The organism is Xenorhabdus innexi, from assembly GCF_002632485.1.
Classification (GTDB): Bacteria; Pseudomonadota; Gammaproteobacteria; order Enterobacterales; family Enterobacteriaceae; genus Xenorhabdus; species Xenorhabdus innexi.
This window is the reverse complement of the sequence record NZ_NIBU01000059.1, coordinates 1-21,338: the sequence shown is the minus strand read 5'-3', so window position 1 is coordinate 21,338 and position 21,338 is coordinate 1. Positions and strand designations below refer to the sequence as shown.

Here is a 21,338-nt window from a genome sequence, read left to right as displayed (position 1 = left end):
TATGCCAGAACGCGTTCAAAACACCACAAAGAAAATCATGTAAAAACAAAACATTGGATGCGTGTTTTGAACGGCTTAATTCTTAAGAGCCTATCTATGATGAGGCATTAGTAGAGAATTTAATATAATCAGTCCATGCTTCTCCTCCTAATCCCAGACGATTATTTTTTCCTGTTATGTCCTGATCAAAAAAAGTATTAAAACCATACATCCAATCAGAAGTGAAATAACGACTTCCCAAGCCAACGTTAACAGTATTCCGGCTATCTTTATTGCGATAACCTAATTGAGAAAATATCAGCCAGTCTGCTTTATTATCATAAAAAGGAAATAGCAAATCTAATGAACTGTTATCCAGTTTTCCTTTTCTATCGACAGATAAATTAATTTTGGCTGTACCAAACTGTGATAACCATTCTTGTACCTCGCTATTTATTGTGCCGTTTAATCTTCCCAACGCATAAGATTTAGCCTGCTCTGCCAATTGGGATGACGAAGATGATAATAAACCACTCACCCTCTGAATATTTTGTGCAATCACGCCAGCTTTATCTTTTTCCATATCATCAGATATATTTTCGTCATTTTCACTCGGAAAAAGAGTTCTTACTGCCAGATCCTGATGATTTTCACTCACTGAAAATGTGGTCATAGAGACAAATGGTAATAAAAAAGAAAAAATTAATATCAAAAATCGCCTGAATTTATTAAAAAAAATAAACTTCATAGATACGTTCCTCAATAAAATGCAAAGTTTCACCAGCGCATTGACATTAAATATTTAGTTGAAATAAAATTTTTTGCACATTTAACTTAAGTGAGGGAGCTTTATTATTAAGGAATGAGAGGTTTTTATCAGGGGGTAATTACTTTTATTTGTTGAATTTTAAAGTTAAATCTAACTATTTAATATATGGCTCAGTTGCCAGTCGTTTTTACGCTCAATGTCATTGAATAATACTATTGCGATAGGCAAGGCTGTGCAGCAGCAATAAAGATGCCAATTGAAATCAATAATTGGCTTCTTTGATCGGTTAATCCGGGTAGCAAGTGGATTACGAGTAGGGGGAAAATATTGAATCCCAGGGCAAATAGTATATGTTGGCAACAACCATCAGGATCATTGACACAAATGTTGCCCCCATCCCCATTCGCCGCCATCGGAGTTCACTTTGACGCAGACCATAGAAATGTAACAACCTGCCAGCAAGTAATAATATTCCGCAAATATGCAGCATCCATACTGTTGCCCCATTCATTTCCATTACCAGTAACAAAAGTAAGGAAATAGGAATGTATTCAACAGCGTTACCATGAACGCGGATGGCTGTTTGTAATTCGTAAAAACCGCCATCACCATATGCAACCTGATACTGTGTTCTTAATTTAATCACATCAAGAGACAGCTTAATTAACAATAGTGCGCCCAATACAATATAAAGTGAGCTAACCATTTCTAACTCCATTGCCTAACCAAAAACGGCTCACCGATGATAAACCTCAAAAGTAAAACTGTCGCCATAAATCATCATATTTAATGATAAATTGTATCTGGTTTATCTGATCGTGAAAATTGTCTTGCCAGGAAGCGTGTTATAGCCTTATCTCCAGATAGAAATTCCAGTATAATGGCTTCCTTTTTTGACAATTCTTCCTAAAAGAACAATGCCAAAATTTCCGCAGCAGAATGCATAACGAGCTGAGTAAAAGGATATTGTATGCGTACTAATTATTGTGGGCAGTTGAGCCGGGCCCATGAAGGCCAAAAAGTGACTTTATCAGGTTGGGTAAACCGCCGTCGTGATTTGGGTGGTCTTATTTTTATTGATATGCGCGATCGCGAAGGTATCGTTCAGGTATTCTTCGATCCGGATAGAAAAGACGCATTTGCTCAGGCTTCTGAACTGCGTAATGAGTTTTGTATTCAAATTACGGGAACTGTGCGTGCCCGTCCTGATAGCCAGATTAATAAAGATATGGCGACAGGCGAAATTGAAGTTTTTGCTGAAAGTCTTGAGATTTTCAACCGTTCAGAACCATTACCGCTGGATAGCAATCAGAATAACAGTGAAGAACAGCGCCTGAAATATCGCTATCTTGATCTGCGTCGTACAGAAATGTCGCAACGTTTCAAAACCCGCGCAAAAATCACCAGTTTTGTTCGCCGCTTTATGGATGATGCCGGTTTCCTTGATGTGGAAACCCCAATGCTGACTAAAGCAACCCCAGAAGGTGCGAGGGATTATCTGGTACCAAGCCGTGTGCATAAAGGTAAATTTTATGCACTGCCGCAGTCTCCGCAGCTATTCAAACAATTACTGATGATGTCCGGCTTTGACCGTTATTATCAGATTGTAAAATGCTTCCGTGATGAAGACTTACGTGCAGATCGCCAGCCAGAATTTACTCAGATTGACGTCGAAACTTCATTTATGACGGCTGAACAAGTCCGCGAAATCATGGAAAAAATGGTCCGTGAACTGTGGCTGGAAGTTCGTGGCGTTGATTTGGGCACTTTCCCGATTATGACGTTCGCTGAAGCCATGCGTCGCTTTGGTTCAGATAAGCCGGATCTGCGTAACCCACTGGAATTGGTGGATGTTGCTGATCTGGTCAAAGATGTGGAATTTGCTGTTTTCGCAGAACCTGCAAATAATCCGAAAGGGCGTGTAGCAACTATTTGTGTACCGGGTGGTGCGGAACTGAGCCGTAAACAGATTGATGAGTACGGCAAGTTTGTCGGTATTTACGGGGCGAAAGGTCTGGCATGGATGAAAGTCAACAACCGTGCCGCTGGTCTGGAAGGTGTACAGAGCCCTGTTGCTAAATTCCTGTCAGCAGAAGTGGTTGAAGGCCTGTTATCCCGCACTAATGCGAAAGACGGAGATATTCTGTTCTTCGGTGCAGATCAGAAAAATATTGTTACTGATGCGATGGGCGCACTGCGTCTGAAACTGGGTCGAGACCTGAATCTGACGGATTTGACAAGCTGGCAGCCGCTTTGGGTTGTTGACTTCCCGATGTTTGAAGACAATGGTGAAGGTGGCCTGACTGCAATGCACCATCCGTTTACTTCTCCGCGCGATATGTCTGCCGAAGAGCTGGAGAACAACCCGGAATCGGCTATCGCAAATGCTTATGACATGGTTATCAATGGTTATGAAGTGGGTGGTGGCTCCGTTCGTATCCATCGTAATGATATGCAACAGGTGGTATTCCGCATTCTGGGCATCAACGAAGAAGAGCAGCAGGAAAAATTTGGCTTCCTGCTGAATGCCCTGAAATATGGCACACCTCCTCATGCAGGGCTGGCTTTTGGCCTCGATCGCTTAGTTATGTTGTTGACGGATACCGATAATATCCGTGATGTGATTGCATTCCCGAAAACAACGGCGGCAGCATGTCTGATGACTGAAGCACCGGGTTATGCCAATTCGGCAGCACTGGAAGAGTTAGCTATTTCAGTTAATAAAAAAGAGAGCGAATAATGAATTACAAGCGCCCTGAATCTGTATTGGTTGTTATTTATGCTGCCGACAGCAAAAGGGTGCTGATGTTACAACGGCGGGACGATCCCGATTTCTGGCAGTCTGTTACAGGAAGCCTTGAAGGGAACGAAAAGCCGTATGAGGCTGCGTTACGTGAAGTACAGGAAGAGATTGGCATTGATATTGCCAGTGCGGATTTTGAATTGATAGATTGTCAGCGCAGCCTCTATTATGAGATTTTCTCACATTTACGTTATCGATATGCTCCCGGAGTAACGCGGAATAAAGAACACTGGTTTTTGCTGCCGTTACCTGTGGAGCGCGAGATCCTGCTGACGGAGCACTTGGCTTACCAATGGCTGACAGTGGAAAAAGCTGCCAGCCTGACTAAGTCATGGAGTAATCGGCAGGCAATTGAAGAATTTGTTATTTAGTCTATTAAACTCAATACATTTCAATTTGCCGTCACTTATACCCAATGGATTTCAAGCGGCATCGCGGCGGCAAGGGAGTAAATCCCCGGAAGCATAAATAACTATGTGACCGGGGTGAGCGAGCGTAGCCAACAAAGAGGCAGTTTGAAAGACGAAGTGTATAGTCGGAAGACTGCAATATTGGAATATAGAGAGAATATACCCAATGGATTTCAAGTAAGAGATGGCTTGAAAGACGAAGGGGATAGACGTTTTATTGGAGATATTTTCATGGCAGGTCATAGTAAATGGGCCAATACGAAGCATCGTAAAGCGGCACAGGATGCAAAACGCGGTAAAATTTTTACCAAAATTATCCGCGAGTTGGTAACTGCGGCACGTCTGGGCGGAGGTGAACCGGATTCTAACCCACGTCTTCGTGCAGCGATTGACAAGGCACTGTCCAACAACATGACTCGTGATACCTTAAACCGTGCTATTGCCCGTGGTGTAGGTAATGATGAGTCAGATAACATGGAAACCATTATTTATGAAGGTTATGGTCCGGGTGGCACAGCCGTTATGGTTGAGTGCCTGAGTGATAACCGTAACCGTACAGTTTCCGATGTTCGTCACGCCTTTACCAAAACAGGTGGCAATCTGGGGACTGATGGTTCGGTTGCTTATCTGTTCACCAAAAAAGGCGTTATTTCTTATGCGCCGGGTCTGGATGAAGATGCGGTTATGGAAGCGGCTTTGGAAGCAGGCGCTGATGATGTTGAAACTTATGATGATGGCGCAATTGATGTCTATACTACACCAGAGAGTTTTGGTGAAGTTAAAGATGCGTTGGATACAGCCGGTTTTAAATCTGACTCCGCCGAAGTTTCCATGATCCCGTCGACGAAAGCAGAACTGGATGCAGAAACTGCACCTAAATTACTTCGTCTGATTGATATGCTTGAAGACTCTGACGACGTTCAGGAAGTTTATCACAATGGTGAAATCTCTGATGAAGTTGCAGCTCTGTTGTAATTAACATTAGGGTTCACAGCGTAGAGAAAGTGCGTTTCATGTCAGGGCACTTTCTCTAACGTTTTTATTCCTCATTAACAGGTGAATAAACAGAATGGCGGTTATTCTTGGTATAGACCCTGGTTCCAGAGTGACAGGGTATGGTGTGATCCGCCAGCAGGGACGACAGCTTATTTATCTTGGCAGCGGTTGTATCCGCACAAAAGTTGATGATCTTCCCGGTCGTTTACAGCGGATATATGCAGGTGTTACTGAAATCATCACACAATTTCAACCTGATGTTTTCGCAATAGAACAAGTGTTTATGGCGAAAAATGCAGACTCTGCCTTAAAACTGGGGCAGGCGCGCGGTGTCGCTATAGTTGCTGCGGTTAATGAATCCCTTCCTGTATTTGAATATGCCGCCCGTCAGGTGAAACAGACGGTTGTTGGTACTGGTGCCGCAGATAAAAGTCAGGTTCAGCATATGGTATCCTCAATGCTGAAACTATCAGCCCACCCACAGGCAGATGCAGCAGATGCTTTAGCGATTGCGATTACCCATTGTCATATGAGCCAGAATTTACTTCGTATGGGCAATAATTCGAGGTTAAATTTAGCGCGAGGGCGGCTGAGATAGTCTTTCAATTGTCTGGGCTGGATATGCATCCAGCTTTTTTTATGCTATAAGCTTTAGCGAATCATTTATTTTTATTTCAGGGGGTAAGTAGTGATAGGGCGTTTGAGAGGGACCGTATTGGAAAAACAGCCACCATTGGTTTTGTTAGAAACGAATGGTGTAGGTTATGAAGTTCATATGCCAATGACCTGCTTCTATGAACTACCTGAAATCGGTCAGGAAGCCATTTTGTTCACTCAGTTCATTGTGCGGGAAGATGCTCAACTACTATATGGCTTCAATGATAAACAAGAGCGTGCCCTTTTCCGTGAACTGATTAAAGTCAATGGTGTCGGGCCAAAACTGGCACTGGCGATCCTTTCTGGTATGTCTGCTCAGCAATTTGTTACTGCCATTGAACAGGAAGCTATTTCTTCTCTGGTTAAGTTACCGGGCGTTGGTAAAAAAACGGCGGAGAGGCTGGTCGTAGAAATGAAAGATCGCTTTAAAGGGCTTAATGGTGATCTCTTCAATCAAAATAGCGATATTACTTTACCGGCAGCAACTCAAGCGGTTAATTCCAGTGCGGATATTGAGGCCGAAGCTGTGGCAGCTCTGGTTTCACTGGGGTATAAACCGCAGGAAGCAAGCCGGATGGTCAGTAAAGTGGCTAAACCGGGCGCAGATTGTGAAACGCTTATCCGAGAAGCACTTCGTGCTGCTCTGTAATTGCAGGAGTTAAGTGATGATTGAAGCTGATCGTCTGGTTTCAGCAGAAGTTCTGCAAGATGATGAGGCCATTGATCGCGCGATCAGGCCGAAATTCCTATCTGAGTATGTTGGCCAGCCCCATGTTTGTGAGCAAATGGAGATTTTTATTCAGGCTGCACGGCAGAGGGGAGACGCGCTGGATCATTTGTTGATTTTTGGCCCTCCCGGGTTGGGTAAAACGACACTGGCAAATATTGTTGCCAACGAAATGGGCGTGAACCTGCGTACAACTTCAGGGCCGGTACTGGAAAAAGCAGGCGATCTGGCTGCTATGCTGACAAACCTTGAACCCCATGACGTCCTGTTCATTGACGAAATACACCGTTTATCTCCGGTTGTAGAAGAAATTCTTTATCCGGCGATGGAAGATTATCAGTTGGATATCATGATTGGCGAAGGACCAGCCGCCCGTTCAATCAAGATTGATCTACCTCCGTTTACTTTAGTTGGTGCTACAACCCGCGCAGGCTCTTTAACTTCTCCTTTGCGTGATCGGTTTGGTATTGTACAGCGCCTTGAATTTTATAACGTTGATGATTTGCAGAGTATCGTTTCCCGCAGTGCCCGTTATATGGGGTTAGAGATTTCAGACGATGGTGCAAGACAAATCGCCATGCGTTCCCGGGGAACTCCGCGTATCACAAACCGTTTATTGCGTCGGGTGCGTGACTTTGCTCAGGTAAAAGGCGATGGCTCAGTTGACAATGATATTGCTGCTAAAGCCCTCGATATGCTGAATGTTGATTCAGCGGGGTTTGATTATCTTGATCGAAAATTATTGGTTGCCATTATTGATAAATTTATGGGTGGCCCGGTTGGTTTGGATAACATTGCGGCAGCTATTGGTGAAGAGCGGGAAACCATAGAAGATGTTCTGGAGCCTTTCCTGATCCAACAAGGGTTTATTCAGCGAACACCGAGAGGCAGGATTGCAACCAACCATGCTTATCGGCACTTTGGTTTAGATAAAGAAAGTGGTTTAGATAAAGAAAGCAAATAAAAATTTCTTAAACATCTCTGATAACCTGAACAGCCCGCCGTTTGAAACGGGGGCTGTTCAGGTTATCGTGTAGCTTAGTCTCTGGTTCAAAATTCCATTATGGTTGAGTTAGTCTTACCGCCTTATTGGATATTGATAACAGGTGGTTGGTAATAGAATCGACTATCTGGTTAAGCAAAGGTGGCTGCATGATTGTCAGGTGAGTACCACCAATATGGTGGAGTGTTGAATTATCACCAACAATACCTTGCCAGCCCCGCCAGTTATCTTCATTGGCAGAGATGTCTGCTACATAAAGACTGACCGATAATGAGGATGCTGGTGGAGTATAAGTTTCGACAAGCCGGAGTAGGGTCTCAGCTGTATTCAGACGTAAAAGTAAATCTTCCCGTGCAATATCATCTGGTAGCCATTGATGTTCAGCGCAAAAGTCAAAAATTTGTTCAACATCAGTAAAATGGCGAAGTTCTTCCAGAGCCTGATCATCAGTCAACATCATGGAAGATTGTAGAAAATCAACCATCATACTAATACTCTGTTGTTGCCTGATCTTTGGTTCACAAGGGACCATTTTTTGTGCTGCGGGGGTCATCGCATCGATCATTCCGATGAATGCCACTTCCTCACCCTGATTAGTCAATTGATGAGCCATTTCATAAGCAATGACTCCCCCCATTGACCACCCTGCAATCTGATAAGGCCCATGAGGCTGAATTAGGCGAATCGCCTGAATGTGGCGGTTAGCCAGTTCTTCAATTGATGATGGTGAATTGGTCAGTGTCTGAATACCGAGAGCCTGTAAAGCATAAATTGGCAGAGCGGAAGGAAGCAGGGACGCCAGAGAAGAATAGACCAGTGGATCGCCAGAAATATCATGAACAAGGAATAGTGGTGTCATGTTGCCGGTTGGTTTTAGTGGCACAGGGTTGATATCGAAAACTGAAAGAGGATGAGAGACCAATTTACTGACTGCCAGCGCTTGTTCACACAGTGTCTGATGAATAAACAAATCAGACAGTGATAACGCCATACCTTGTTCACGCATACGAGCCAATAATTTTATTGCTGACAATGAATGACCACCCAGCTCAAAGAAATTGTCATGTCTGCCAACTTTTTCTAATCCTAATAAGGATTGCCAAATCAGCGCCAGTGCAGTTTCGGTATCTCCTGTCGGTGCTTGATAATCATGTGTTACCGTTGCTGTTTGGTCAGGTTCCGGTAATGCCTGCCGATCAAGTTTTCCATTAGGCGTTAATGGGAAGGCATTTAGTGTTACAAAAACACTGGGTAGCATGTGTCTGGCAAGGTAGCGTGCAAGCTGCTGGTGGAGTTCTGCCGGTACCAGTTTTGTTTCGGGTTCGGCAATTAAATAGGCCACTAATTGTTTTTCACATGCCTTGTTTTCACGGATCACAACAACCGCTTCACGTACTCCGTGACATCGCACCAGTTGAGCCTCTATTTCGCCGGGTTCAATTCTCAACCCGCGCAGTTTAATCTGAAAATCATTGCGGCCCAGATATTCAATATTGCCATCAGGCAACCAGCGGGCAAGGTCACCGATTTTGTACATACGTGCATTTGGCTCTGAAGAGAATGGGTCAGCAAGAAAACATTCTGCAGTTAATTCGGGTTGGTTGAGGTATCCACGAGCAACGCCAATACCTGCGATATAAATTTCACCGGTAACACCTATCAGGACGGGCTGTCGGTAAGAGTCAAGGATATAGATCCGGGTATTGGCAATAGGGCGGCCAATAGGAGCCGCGTTATTTTCCTGATGGCGGGATGGGAGACAGGGATAAAAAGTAGCACCAATTGTAGCTTCTGTTGGTCCATAGGTGTTGAACATCTGCCGCCCCGGAGCGCAACGTTTGGCCAGAGCGGATGAACACACATCACCTCCCACAACCAAAGTGTGCAGCGTATCGGGTATCTCCTCCATGACTGCCAGAACAGCCGGTGGTAACAAAGCATGGGTAATCGTGTTGGCAGCTAAGTAACGGGACAGCACCTCTCCGGGTCGTATGCAATCATATTTAGACAGATAGAGGCGGGCACCTGTCAGCAATGTTAGACAGCACTCCAGAATACAGGCATCAAAACTATTTGAAGAGAATTGCAGAAGTCGGCTATTTGAGTTGAGAGCCAGCAAATCCTGATGAGCAAAGATGACATTACATAAACTGCGATGTTCGACCATGACACCTTTAGGTTGGCCCGTTGAGCCTGAAGTATAAATCACATAAGCAAGGTTATGCGCAGTCAAACCGAGGGCATGGCTGTCAGGATTATTGTCCGGTACGGTTCTCTGGATCTCACTGTCCAGAACGATGGTCGTGATCGGATAATCCAGTGTATTCACAAGACTACTCTGGGTGAGCAGGACGACAGGGCTGGCATCATCCAACATATAGGCCAGCCGATTGGCAGGATAAGTTGGATCGAGCGGTACGTAAACCCCGCCAGCTTTCAGAGTACCCAATAACCCGACAATCATCTCTATACTGCGTTCAACGAAGAGGGCAACTCGATCTTCAGGGCGTACTTCCAATTCGAGTAGGTTATGAGCCAGCTGATTAGCGCGGAGATTTAACTCTTCATAGCTCAGAGATATACCTTCAAAAGTGACAGCAATAGCATTGGGAGTGCGCTGTACTTGTGCCTCGAACAAAGTATGAATGAAGACATCCTGTGGAAAGTCGGCCTGTGTGTTATTAAAGTCTGCCAGTATCTGCTGCCGTTCTTTGGCATGGATAATGGGGATACTCACAATTGATTTTTGTGGTTCAGTTTCCAATGCCTCAATCAGACCCGTAAGGGCTGAAGTCATATAAACGAGCAGACGATCTGATGTGATAGCTGCTGATTCAATATCTTCCATAGTTTGAGCCACCAGCCGGAATCCTTCTTCCATATCATCTACGGCTAATGCAATCGGGTAGCTGGTTCTTTCCTGCTCTGCCAGCAGGCGTATACCTTTCCAGTTTGTGTGAGGGCTATCTGGTTGATTATGACGATAGTTAAACAGCGTAACAAAAAGTGGTACAGGCGGAGTTACTCCACTACAGCGTTGTGCCATTGCCAGAGATGCCTGTTCATGTTCTAACAGCTTTGCCAAATTATGGCTGGTGGTTTGTACGATTTTTTGTACGCTGTTATCAGCCAGACGGATGCGTACGGGAAGGGTATTAATAAACAACCCTAATACCTGTCCGATGCCGGCGCTGTTCAGCATCCGCCCTGTCAGTGTGGTGCCGAAAACCACATCATCATGGCCACTGATTTTCGCTAATACCAAAGCCCATGCGACATGGAACAAAATACTCGGACTGACTCCCTGATGGCTGGCCTGTATGCGGACTGCCTTTGCCAGTGAGATATCAAGAAGTTGAGAAGCCTCGGCTATCTGCTTGCCATCATTATGAATATCCAGAATACCGAAAGGGGCAGTAGGGGTATCAACATCGGCAAGCATTTCACGGAAATAGGCTTCGTGGGATGACATCGGTACGCTCAGTGATTGAGCGATAAACTGGCGGTAAGGTATGACCGCTGGCAGATTATCTGCACGATTGTGCAACAGTTCATTTATTTCCGAGATGATCAGCGCAAACGTCAGATGGTCACTGACCAGATGGTGACAGCATAAGGCCAGTAACCATTCGTTACGACGTGAGTCATGGGTAATGTCTAGTGAGAAAAGTGGAGCCTGATTTAAGTCAAGGCGGTATTGATGGGGATCGGTATAAGCCCATAATTGAGCCGGGATATCATTATCATTGGCTGGGACAAAAGTTTTAATAGCAAGGGAAGCCTGACGCCAGACAACCTGAACAGGTTGGGACAACCCTTGCCAATAAACAGCAGTACGCAGAATATCATGACGATTAATGACCTGCTGCAATGCAGACAGGAAAATATCAAGTCGCTCGCGGGTATCGAAGGCCAACATGTTGTGCAATAAATAAACATCACTTTGTGTTTGCAGCAGAGAATGGAACAGAATGCCTTCCTGTAGCGGAGCAAGCGGATAAATATCCTGAATATTAGCCGCCCCTCCCGGTGTCATGTCGGTAATAATATCAATCTCATTTTGCGACAAAGAAATAAGGGATAACATCTCTGGTGTGAGAGCGGTACAGCCATCAGGAATGCCGTTAGGTGGTTCAACAAAAGAGGACTCATTATCCTGAGTTGTCAGCATGGCTTCTGCTATTTCTGACAGTACAGGCGTGGTAAAGACAGTACGAATATCAAGCTCCCAGCCGAGTTCCCGTAATTGCTCAATCATGCTGACGATTATCAGTGAGTGGCCTCCCAGTTCGAAAAAGTGGTCGTGACGGCTGACGCATTCTAACCCCAGCAAATTCTGCCAGATCTGTGCCAGAGATTTTTCCCTGTCATTCAGTGGTGGTTCGTAGTGACGGGTTACGATTGCAGATTGAGCCGGTATCGGCAGAGCCTGACGATTAAGTTTGCCAGTGGCTGTTTGCGGGAAGGCATCGAGAATGACAAAAGCACTGGGTAACATATAATCAGCAAGATATTGGGCTAATTGCCGGCGCAATTCTGTCGGGATTAACTGTGCATTTGGTTCGGCGATCAGGTAGGCCACCAGACGTTTTTTATCTGTTGGATTTTCACCAGAAAGCAGTTTATCAGGAATATCTTCACGAGCCAGTACCACCGCTTCATGTACGCCGGGGCATTGCATAAGCCTGCTCTCGATTTCTCCCAGTTCAACCCGAAAACCACGCAGTTTGACCTGAAAATCAGTGCGTCCCAGACATTCGATATTGCCATCAGGGAGCCAACGGCCCAGATCGCCGGTTTTATACATGCGTGAATCTGGGGCAGCGGAGAAAGGATCGGGTAAAAAACGCTCCGCTGTTAATTCAGGGCGGTTCAGATAACCCCGAGTAATACCAGCACCGGCGATATATATTTCTCCCGCAACGCCCAGAGGTACTGGTTGCCCGTGGGCATTGAGGATATAGATTTGGGTATTGGCTATCGGACGTCCAATATGGGCGGCAAACCCGCTCTTCCGGTTCATGCGTGACCATGTTGAATAGGTTGTTGTCTCTGAGGGGGCGTAGAAATTACATACATTCTGTATTGAGGGGCAGGCGAACAGGCGTTCGACCACATGTGATTTCAGTTCTTCACCACCTAAATTGACGGTTCTGACAGTTGGCGGGATCGCGTTGTTATCAATCAAGTGTGTGATGGCAGAAGGTACAGTGTCAATCAGGCTGATCGGGTATGTTGCCGTGAGCAATGAAAGCACATTGGCAACAAGATGAACGGTTCCGCCTGATATCAGTGGGGCAAAGTACTCATACACAGACATATCGAAATTCACTGAGGTAGACAGAAGTGTATGAGCCAGCTCTTCCGGTTTGAAAGCACTGATTGTCCAGAGAAGGAGATTGACTGTATTGCGGTGTTCTATAGCTACCCCTTTAGGGAGTCCGGTGGAGCCGGAGGTGTAGATGATATAAGCCAGATGTTGTGATGTCAGACCTAAAACCTGTGGATCAGGGTTAGTCGTCGGTTCAGCCTCAAGGAAATCCGTCTGACTGTCGAGCACAACCGTTGGCAGGGAATGAGTCAGTCGATCAGCCAGTGCTACTTGGGTCAGCATAACTTTGGGGCTGGCATCTTCAAGTATGCATATCAGCCGCTCATCGGGATACGTCGGGTCGAGTGGGAGGTAAGCCCCTCCTGCTTTCAGAATGGCAAATAAACTGACAGCCATCTCCAGAGTGCATTCGGTGAAGATCGCAACTCTATCATCAGGGCGCACACCCAATGTAATCAGATGATGAGCCAGACGATTGGCTTGCTGATTCAGCTCGTGATAGCTCAGGGATTGTTCAGCAAAGATAACCGCAATCGCATCCGGTGTTCGTTGCACTTGCTCTTCAAACAATTGGTGTATCAACACATTCTGTGGAAAGTCTGTCTGGGTATCGTTGAAATTTACCAACAGTTGTTGACGTTCAGAAGCGGGCAGAATGGAGATATCTACAATCGGCGTATCAGGCGCAGTTTCCAGCGTTTCAATCAAACCGGTGAGAGCCGTAACCATGTAATTGGTTAAGCGTGTTGGATCGATACTTGATACGGTTTGAACAATCAGCCGGAACCCATCGCTGAAATCATCCACACGAAGCGTGATCGGGTAATTGTTCCTTTCCTGTGTTGCAAGCAAATGTATACCGTCCCACTCAATGCTGCTTGCATCCCATTGGCTATGACGATAATTAAGCAGCGCACTGAAAAGTGGCAGGGAAGACGAAACGCCACTGCAACCTTGTGCCAGTGTAAGTGGTGTCTGTTCGTGTTCCAGCAGGGTTGCCAGAGTATGGTAAGCTGTCTGGACGATTTCCTGTACACTCTTCGCCGTATCGTGATTGGTCATATCCGTAAACCGGAGTCTTATAGGCAATGTATTGATAAACAAACCTAGTGTGCGCTCAATTCCGACATTTTTTTGCATACGTCCCATTAATACAGTTCCGAAGACAACATCATCACGCCCGCTGATTTGCGCCAATACCATAGCCCATGCAACATGAAACAGGACACTCGGGCTGACTCCCTGCTGCCGTGCCTGAATCCTGATGGACTTCGCCAGAACGTCTTCAAGTGGTAGTGTGTTTTCAGCCATTTGCTGACTTTCACTATGAACGTCCAGTATTCCGAAAGGCGCGGTTGGTTCATCTACATCGGCAAGCATCTCCTGAAAATAGGTTTCATGAACTGAAATAGGTACGCTTAACGACTGAGCGATAAACTGGCGATATGGCAGGCTGACGGGGTGGTTTTCTTGTAATGATTCGCTTTGTAAAAGTTCGCCAATTTCTTCCATGATTCGTTCCAGTGTTATGTGGTCGCAGATTAGGTGATGAAAACACAGAGCCAGCAACCATTCCCCTTTTTGTTGCTCATAAGCGATGTCAGCGGAAAACAGAGGAGCCTGACTTACATCAAGACGGCGCTGATGCGACAACAATTGTGATGAAATATCCGTTTCGTTGTCTGGAGCAAAAGTATTGACGCGAAGGGGGGCATGACGCCAGACAACCTGAACAGGCTGATTTAAATCCTGAAAACAGATCGCTGTACGTAGAATAGGATGATGATCAATGACTTGTTGTAAGGCAGCTAAAAAGGCATTAAGGCGTGAGCGGGTATCAAATGAAAGCAGACTACGTAACAGATAAGTATCGCTTTCTGTCTGTAATCGATAATGAAACAGAATACCTTCCTGTAATGGTGCCAGCGGGTAAATATCCTGAATATTCGTCGCCCCAGCAGGAATGGTAGCGATGATCGTATCAATTTCATGCTGGGACAGAGAAACGAGAGGTAACATATCGGGGGTGATAATATTACAGTCGTCAGGGATAATATTGGGAGGAATATTGAAAGTATCTGTATTATCACGGATTATCCGCATCTCTCTGGCCATTTCGGCTAATACGGGGGCAGAGAATACGTTACGGATATCGAGATCCCATCCCAACATATGTAACTGTTCAATTAACCTGACAACCATCAGTGAATGACCGCCTAATTCGAAAAAGTGGTCATAGCGACTAACGCGTTCCAGTCCCAGTAAAGTTTGCCAGACTTGGGCTAATCTTATTTCCATTTCAGATTCAGGCGCTTCATAACCGTGTGTGACTAACGCAGTCTGATCTGGTGAAGGAAGTGCCTGAAGGTTAAGTTTTCCATTGGCTGTTAATGGGAAAGCATCAAGGATGACAAAAGCGGAGGGCAGCATATACTCAGCAAGATGTTTTGCAAGTTGCCGATGCAGTTCTGCTGGTTTCAGAACAATACCCGCCTGCGGTAACAGATAAGCAACCAGCCGTTTCTGGGTACCCTGATTGGCATTATTCTCAGAACTGTTATCAGTACCGGAAATATCTTCGCGAGCTAATACCACCGCTTCACGGACACCGTGACATTGTAACAATTGCGTTTCAATCTCTCCGGGTTCGATGCGGAATCCCCGCAGTTTGATCTGAAAATCATTGCGACCGAGATATTTGATGTTTCCATCAGGAAGCCAGCACCCCAGATCGCCGGTTTTATACATACGGGCTTCTGGTTCGGAGGAGAATGGATCTGGCAGGAAACGTTCTGCTGTAAATTGTGGCTGGTTCAGATAGCCCCGAGCGATGCCAGCCCCAGCTATGTATATTTCTCCGCTGACGTTAAGCGGAACAGGTTGCCCGTTGGCGTCGAGGATATAAATGCGGGTATTGGCGATTGGGCGGCCAATAGGGAGGGTATTTTCATTCTGGCTGTCACAGGGATAGAGGGTTGCATAAACCGTGCATTCCGTTGGCCCATAGGCATTGAACATTTGTCGCCCTTTAGCCCAACGTTTGGCTAAGGCCGGTGAACATGCTTCCCCTCCGACGAGCAATACTTGCAGTGTATCAGGACTTGTTTCCAGAGTTGCTAATACTGTGGGTGACAAAAGGGCATGCGTAATGGCATTGGTTTGCAGAGTGGTGATTAAATTGCATAAGCTGCGGTGTTCTATCATGACCCCTTTGGGGCGACCGGTTGAGCCGGAGGTATAGAGTACGTAGGCCAGATGGTGTGGAGTTATGCCCAGCGCCTGTGCATCGGGGTTCACCCAAATGTTTCGTTCCGAGTCATCAATGGGATATTGTGTCTGACTATCGAGCAGAATAGTAGGGATAGAAAGTGCGGGTGCTGCGACTGTCAGTTTATCCACAAGTTCAGCTTGAGTGAGCAGGGCGACAGGAGCGGAATCATCAAGCATATAAGCTAATCGTTCCGCTGGATAGGCTGGATCGAGTGGCATATAAGCACCACCGGATTTTAGTATGCCCAGCAAACCCACCAGCATTTCCGGACTTCGTTCGGCACAAAGTGCAATACGATCATCAGCGTGTATGCCTAACGTAATCAAATGATGAGCCAGATAATTCGCGCGGCGGTTCAACTCACCATAACTCAGAGATTGCTCCTCAAAGACGACAGCGATAGCATCAGGATTTTGTTGCGCCAGTGTTTCAAAGAGCTGATGTATCAGCGTATTTTGTGGATAGTCAGTTTGTGTCGTGTTGAAATCGCTCAATAACAGTTGTCGCTCGGCAACGGGCAGTATCGGAATACTTTCGATTAATCTGTGAGGTTCAGTTTTCACAGCGTCAATCAGACCCGTAAGAGCCGTGACCATATAAGCAATCAGACGTGCGGGATCGATATCTGACACAGTCAGAGCAGCTAAACGGAAATCTTCACCAAGATCATCAATCGACAGGGTAATGGGGTAGTGAGTATTTTCCTGCTCAGCAAGCAGACGTATACCTTCCCATTCAGTGTGAGGCTGACTGTGGCGGTAATTGAGCAGCGTACTGAAAAGTGGTTGGGAGGGGAGAACTCCGCTGCACCGCTGTGCCAGTGCCAGAGGTGCCTGCTCGTGTTCAAGTAAAGAGCATAAACGATTATTCGTGTTTTCAATGGTGTTCAGGACGTCAGATTCAGCAAGGGAGATACGTATGGGCAGGGTATTGATAAATAAACCCAACGTGCGGCTAAGCGAATCGCCTTGCATACGTCCAAGTAGAACTGTTCCGAAAACAGTATCATTCAACCCACAGGAGTGCGCCAGCACCATAGCCCACGCTACATGGAACAGCACACTCGGGCTGACCTGCAAATTACTGGCTTGGGTACGGATAGCACCAGCAAGTGCAGGGTCGAGGAATTGTTCAGCATTGGTTATTTGTTGATTATCTTGGTGAAGATTTAATATGCCAAAAGGCACCGTTGGTGTGTCTATATCGGCGAGCATCGCACGAAAGTAAGTTTCATGAACTGAAGCAGGTATATGCAGGGATTGAGCAACAAAATTCCGGTAAGGTAAACTCGGAGGTAAATGTCCGGTCTCATTTTGCAGCAGTGTGTTGATCTCAGCCATCACCAACGACAACGTCATATGATCGCAGATCAAATGGTGGCAACACAGGCTCAACAACCATTCATTATGGTGTGCATCATAAGCAATACTGGCAGAGATAAGTGGAGCATGACTGATATTATTACCTCGCTGCTGAGGATCAGTGTGCGCCAGTAACTGTGACTGAACATCCTGCCCGTTGTCTGGTGTAAAGGTTTCAACCGGAAGCACTGCACTGCGCCAGACAACCTGAACGGGTTGAGATAGCTCCTGCCAACAGATGGCAGTACGCAGAATATCGTGGTGATCAATGACCTGCTGTAATGCATTCAGGAAGGCATCCAATCGTTTACGGCTATCGAAAGCAAGCATATTGCGTAACAGATAGATATCTCCCTGTTTCTGCAATAAGTGATGATAGAGAATACCCTCCTGTAACGGCGCCAGCGGATAAATATCTTGAATATTGATCATGCCGCCGGAATTCATCGCAATGATATCAATTTCATTTTGCGACAGAGAGATAAGAGGCAGCATATCTGGCGTAATAGCAGAACAATTTTCAGGAATACGATTGGCTGCTATAGAGAGATCGGAAACTTTTTCCTGAACGGGGTGCACTATTGTGGCCATTTCAGACAGTACAGGCGTAGAGAATGCACTACGGATGTTAAGAGCCCAACCCAATTCATAGAGTCGTTCCACCAATTGGACAATGAGCAGAGAATGCCCACCTAATTCGAAAAAATGGTCGTGGCGACCAATACGCTCAATTCCCAGTAATATTTCCCAGTTTTCGGCCAGTATTGTTTCTGTTTTTCCTATAGGAGCTGCATAATCGTGGGTGACGACGGCTGTTTTATCTGGTGCAGGTAGCGCCTGATGATCAAGCTTGCCATTGGGGGTCAGCGGGAAAGAATCAAGGATGATAAAGGCACTGGGCAGCATATATTCAGCCAGTTGTTGTGCAAGCTGTCGCCTCAGTTTTACCGGAGCTAATTTCGCATCGGGTTCTGCAATCAGATAAGCAACCAGACGTTTTTCATTCTTACTGCTTGCGTCAGTATTATTTTCATCAGCGATATCTTCACGGGCAATGACAATGGCTTCACGAACCCCATCACACTTTATCAGTCTGGCCTCAATTTCTCCGAGTTCAATCCGGAAACCCCGTATCTTGACCTGAAAATCATTGCGACCAAGATATTGGATATTGCCGTCAGGGAGCCAGCGCCCCAGATCGCCGGTTTTATACATACGCGCTTCCGGGTTAGCGGAGAACGGATCAGGCAGGAAACGTTCTGCCGTCAAATCGGGGTGATTCAGATAACCACGGGCAACTCCGGCACCGGCAATATAAATTTCACCGGTAACACCAAGCGGAACGGGCCGGGCATACTCATCAAGGATATAAACTTTGGTATTAGCGATTGGATGTCCGATATGAGAGACAAAGCCTGTTGTCCTGTTCATTCGCGTCCATGTTGAGTAGGTTGTTGTCTCTGAAGGGCCGTATAAATTACATACACTCTGTACGGTGGAACGGGCAAATAACTGTTCAACAACATGGGATTTTAGTGCTTCACCTGCCAGATTAATTGTTCGGGTGGAACTAGGGATCGCATTATTGTTGAGCAGGCGGGTGATGACAGAGGGCACTGTATTAATGAGACTGATCGCTTCTTTGCTGGTAGTCTGTCTGGCTGTCACCGGATTTGTCTTGACCAAAGAACTTGTATTAACCAACGTTGTTTTAACCAACGAGAGTGCATCAGGGGCCAGATGGACAGTTCCGCCAGTAATCAGTGGGGCAAAACATTCATATACAGCTAAGTCAAAATTCAGTGAGGTTGTAAAAAGTGTATGAGCAAGTTCTTCAGGCTGGAAAGTCTGTTGTGCCCAATGCAGGAAGTTGACTGTATTACTGTGTTCGATCGCCACACCTTTGGGTAGACCGGTAGAGCCTGAAGTATAGATTACATAAGCCAGATGATGTGGTGTCAACCCGAATGCCTGTGGATCAGGATTTTCAGATGACATGGACTCAAAGAATGATGCCGGATTGAAAGGTGAGGTTCTATCCAATATCACAGTAGGCAAGGAACTGGACAGTTGTTTGGCAATCGCGGTTTGGGTCAGAAGTACCTTTGGTGCAGCGTCTTCCAACATGTATGCTAAACGCTCGTTGGGATAGGTCGGGTCAAGCGGAATATAGGCGCCACCGGCTTTCAGAACTGCCAATAACCCGATGACCATCTCTAGATTGTGTTCGACACAAATTCCGACACGGTTATCTGGTCGTATGCCCAGATTGATCAGATGATGAGCCAGCCGATTGGCACAACGATTCAGTTCACTGTAACTCAGTGTCTGTTCTTCAAAGCGTACTGCGGTGGCATTGGGTATTTCCTGTGCTTTAGCCTCGAAAAGAGTATGTATCAGAGCATCTTCTGGAAAATCAGCATGATGCGCATTAAAGTCCACCAATATCTGCTGGCGCTCGGCTTCCGGCAGAATAGGTAAATCTTTCACTGAGATATCCAGAACGCTGATAGCAGTATCAAGTAAAACGGCCAGACGTGATTTGAGCGCGATAACCTCATCGGTACTCAGGTAATCAGCAGAAAAATTGAATTTTACCGTGACTGGCTGATGACCATCCTCAACATTGGTTTGAGTAATGATGACAAATAACGGGTATGTGCCCGCATGTGTAGCTTCTAACGCGCTGATGCGGGTATTTTCACCTTCTATATGCAGATTGGGTTTTACCGGCTCAAATGACAGTACAATATCAAAGAGTTGAGTCCGGCCGGTTTTTTGCTGAATGCGTGTATGTCGGTTGATATCTGCAATAGGCAGGCGCTGATGCTTATAGCAAAGGCTTAACTCAGCCGCAGCCTTCTGTGCTACCTCAAGAAATGTATCAGTTGGTGAAACGGTAATACAGACAGGAATAATGGAGGAGAACATACCTACTGTACGTTTTTGTCGGGCATTTTTGCGATTGTATACGGGAATACCAATAACAATTTCATCGGTATTTGTGGTACGCGCAAAATAGCAGGCCAGAACAGCATACATAAAATGCAGTATGGATAACCCTGACTGGGTCATGGATTCATTAATACGCTGAAAAACTGTCTGTTCTATTGTCCAATGCACAGATTTTTCTTGTCTCTGACAAGTTGTCTTATCGGTATTGGCAAGGGGAATTAATGGTGGTGGCAGGTTTTCATAGCGTTTTAACCAGAATTGTAAATCCTGTAAATAGCGCGGGGAAGACAGGTAATTACGGTCATCTGTAAGAAAATCCAGATAAGAGGGAGCGGATTCACTCAGAGGTTCACCTTTTATCAGGCGGCTATAAGTATCAACCACATCTTCAAAAAATAAAACTATGCCCATTGCATCCATGATCATATGGTGACAGCAAAACTGACAGTACCGTCGTATCTGGCTGACCCGCAGTAATTCTGTACACCACAGGTGACTATCCAGCCGGAATGGACGCTTGAATCTTGCTTCAATATGCTGTCTGGCTCGCTCCTCGGCATCGGGATATAAGGAAAAATCCTGTACAACCATCGGCGCAGGGAGGGTATTTATCACTATTTGCCGGGGAGATGCATGGGTATTCGTGAATCGTAAACGAAGAGCATCATGCCGATAAACTGAGTCTTTAAAAGCCCTTGTGAACAACGCTTCATCTAATTTGCCTTCGATACAGATAAAAAAACCGATATTGTAATTGACTGCATCAGGTTTGATTATCTGATCGAGCCAGATAACCTGCTGAGGTGAGCTAAGTGGATAGGAATTAACGAGATTAGAATTATCGTCCTCAATGGAGAAAGTAATTTCCGAGAGGCCTTTATCGACGTGTGTCATACTCATTTCCTCTTGATATTAACAAATTAGAATCAGTCTTATTTTTATATTTCGATTTGGAAAGGCGAAGATTAGTGACGTTCATAGACAGGATCTTAAGCAATAACCGTTTATTTTTAGATAGAAAAAAGGCTTCATTTATGATCTGATAATCGTCGCCAAACAATAAATCAAAACCACG

General features: G+C 45.6%; 10 protein-coding genes. 6 read left to right on the top strand and 4 right to left on the bottom strand.

What is annotated here, in order from left to right:
• Window positions 1-94: 94 nt before the first annotated feature.
• Together Xinn_RS16715 and Xinn_RS16710 are read right to left on the bottom strand one after the other, a co-directional pair.
• Window positions 95-727 carry an inverse autotransporter beta domain-containing protein gene (locus Xinn_RS16715; protein ID WP_099137700.1) on the bottom strand — a complete coding sequence of 211 codons (633 nt, stop codon included), beginning with the start codon at window positions 725-727 and terminating at the stop codon, window positions 95-97.
• A 328-nt stretch (window positions 728-1,055) separates the two neighbouring features.
• On the bottom strand, window positions 1,056-1,454 hold the full coding sequence (locus Xinn_RS16710) for an MAPEG family protein (RefSeq protein WP_086953017.1): 399 nt from the start codon (window positions 1,452-1,454) through the stop codon (window positions 1,056-1,058).
• 264 nt (window positions 1,455-1,718) lie between these two features.
• On the opposite strand from Xinn_RS16710, the gene aspS reads away from it, so the two are divergent.
• The 6 genes from aspS to ruvB all read left to right on the top strand — a co-directional run bounded on the left by aspS (window position 1,719) and on the right by ruvB (window position 7,305).
• On the top strand, window positions 1,719-3,488 hold the full coding sequence (gene aspS / locus Xinn_RS16705; RefSeq protein ID WP_086953018.1) for an aspartate--tRNA ligase: 1,770 nt from the start codon (window positions 1,719-1,721) through the stop codon (window positions 3,486-3,488).
• The gene (gene nudB / locus Xinn_RS16700; protein ID WP_086953019.1) at window positions 3,488-3,922 is read left to right on the top strand and encodes a dihydroneopterin triphosphate diphosphatase; all 435 of its coding nucleotides are present in this window, start codon (window positions 3,488-3,490) and stop codon (window positions 3,920-3,922) included. The genes aspS and nudB overlap by 1 nt, the downstream gene beginning before the upstream one ends.
• 270 nt (window positions 3,923-4,192) lie before the next feature.
• Entirely contained in the window at window positions 4,193-4,936 is a 744-nt protein-coding gene (locus tag Xinn_RS16690) for a YebC/PmpR family DNA-binding transcriptional regulator (RefSeq protein WP_086953020.1), read from the top strand.
• Window positions 4,937-5,030: 94 nt separating this feature from the next.
• Window positions 5,031-5,555 carry a crossover junction endodeoxyribonuclease RuvC gene (ruvC, locus tag Xinn_RS16685; RefSeq protein ID WP_086953021.1) on the top strand — a complete coding sequence of 175 codons (525 nt, stop codon included), beginning with the start codon at window positions 5,031-5,033 and terminating at the stop codon, window positions 5,553-5,555.
• Window positions 5,556-5,645: 90 nt separating this feature from the next.
• Complete coding sequence (ruvA, locus tag Xinn_RS16680; protein WP_086953022.1) at window positions 5,646-6,263, top strand: Holliday junction branch migration protein RuvA; 618 nt, start codon at window positions 5,646-5,648, stop codon at window positions 6,261-6,263.
• 16 nt (window positions 6,264-6,279) lie between these two features.
• A complete protein-coding gene (gene ruvB, locus Xinn_RS16675; RefSeq protein ID WP_086953023.1) occupies window positions 6,280-7,305 on the top strand; it encodes a Holliday junction branch migration DNA helicase RuvB in 1,026 nt (341 codons plus the stop codon).
• A 97-nt stretch (window positions 7,306-7,402) separates the two neighbouring features.
• On the opposite strand, the gene Xinn_RS16670 is transcribed toward ruvB, so the two are convergent.
• A complete protein-coding gene (locus tag Xinn_RS16670; protein WP_244590229.1) occupies window positions 7,403-21,157 on the bottom strand; it encodes an amino acid adenylation domain-containing protein in 13,755 nt (4,584 codons plus the stop codon).
• On the bottom strand, window positions 21,141-21,338 hold a 198-nt coding region (locus Xinn_RS22475; protein WP_211286022.1), incomplete at its 5' end, for a hypothetical protein. The genes Xinn_RS16670 and Xinn_RS22475, both read right to left, overlap by 17 nt.